The sequence below is a fragment of the Vibrio sp. Vb0667 genome (assembly GCF_033391095.1).
This window is the reverse complement of the sequence record NZ_JAWPOL010000136.1, coordinates 1-1,581: the sequence shown is the minus strand read 5'-3', so window position 1 is coordinate 1,581 and position 1,581 is coordinate 1. Positions and strand designations below refer to the sequence as shown.

The following is a 1,581-nucleotide window of genomic DNA, read 5'->3' as shown; positions in this document are numbered from 1 at the left end:
TACCTAGACAGCGAAGCAATCGACGACAAATTGTTGATTTGGCAAACTCGCTTAACCAATCCTCCATTTAACCAACATATCGTTCTTGCAGAAGAGGGGGGCTTGTTACTCGGCTTTGTCTGTGTTTTCGGCAATCATGACTTTGAGCGCGGTACATTCATTGACGCTCTGCATGTTGATGATAGCTATCGTGGTCGTGGTATCGGCAAACAACTCTTGCTTGCCGTTGCAGAGTGGCAACACCAATACTTCAAAGATTCAGGATTGTATCTAGAAGTAGTCTCGCAAAACACGTCAGCGATTTCGTTCTATCAACATATTGGTGGACAAGAATGCCAAGAGCGTACATGGCGTGCTCCGGGCGGAACAGAAGTAATGGAAAAAGTGTTCCGTTGGTCTAACGCGCAAGCGCTGGTAAATGGCATTGAGGAAAACGTCATCTATTCATAACGCTTTCTAAGCGAAAGAACGGAGACGATAAGAGCAGCACTGACGCTGCTCTTTTTTGTTTGCGGGATAGTTAACAATCTGGCGAGTTAAAAAGACAGACCCATTTCCTTTAACTCACTTTCACATTGGCTCGCGTTTTCAAACTGAATAGCAGCCATGCCCACCTGTTTGGCCCCTTCGACGTTGTAAGGCATATCATCCAGAAAAACGGTTTCTGATGGGTTTAAGTCGTAGCGGGAGAGAAGCGCTTGATAAATTTCCGGTTGAGGTTTTAAAAGTTCGACTTCGGCAGACACAATCGCGCCATCAAAAAGAGGCCAAAAATTGTACGTTGATTTTAAGTGTTCGACAATTTCTACAACATTATCAGTTAGTGCGTAGACACCGTAACCCGCTTGCTTCACCTTTTGTAGAAGCTCAACACTGCCGAACAGTTGAATCTGAGTCTGTTTTACGTAGTAGAAGAAACAGCAACATTCTTCAGCCGTTAAGTCGAGTTCTTGTTGATAACGGTGTATTGCTTCTTCTTCGCTGATCAAACCTTTGTTGAGGTCTAGCCAAATCTTGTTTGAGAACAGTCTTTTCGCCATTTGTTCTGCATCTACGGAATGACCAAATGTTAAGCGTACAATCTCTGGTGGTGACCAACGAACCAGTACGTTGCCGACATCGAAAACAACATTTTTAATTTGAGAGCTTTCCATAGAACACCTTTGATTTGTGAGTTGGGCAGAGTAATCAAACGAAGATGAGTGAGAACAACATTCGCGTTGCCCTCGCATAAGTTGATTCTACTTGAATCACAATAAAATAATATGCAATTGAACTCGTTACCAAAAAATTCGTGAAATCAAGCTGAACTTAGATAAAAGACTGAATTTAAAGACAAGCATCGCGAATAAATTGACGGATTTCGCGCTGCTTATATTTGGCAAGTAATATATAATTACAAAACAACGTGATTATAAAAAAGATAGCAAGTCACAACTTTGAACGTCAGGCGGAGTAGACAAATTAGATAGTATGGATTCGATACGTAAGGTATATGAGTACGCAGAGCCCAATTTAACATTAGTTGGTTGGATGGGATTTATTGGCTTCCCGCTCTACTACTTCGTTTGGGACTTCATG

The 1,581-nt window shown here is 42.0% G+C and carries 2 protein-coding genes; one reads left to right on the top strand and one right to left on the bottom strand.

Translation table 11 applies throughout. The features are described 5' to 3' along the window. Positions 1-450 (top strand): GNAT family N-acetyltransferase (locus R8269_RS24040; RefSeq protein ID WP_318222757.1); only part of this gene is annotated, 450 nt, incomplete at its 5' end. Between the two features lie 86 nt (positions 451-536). On the opposite strand, the gene R8269_RS24035 is transcribed toward R8269_RS24040, so the two are convergent. After that, a complete protein-coding gene (locus R8269_RS24035; RefSeq protein WP_005481262.1) occupies positions 537-1,154 on the bottom strand; it encodes an HAD family hydrolase in 618 nt (205 codons plus the stop codon). Positions 1,155-1,581: the final 427 nt, after the last annotated feature.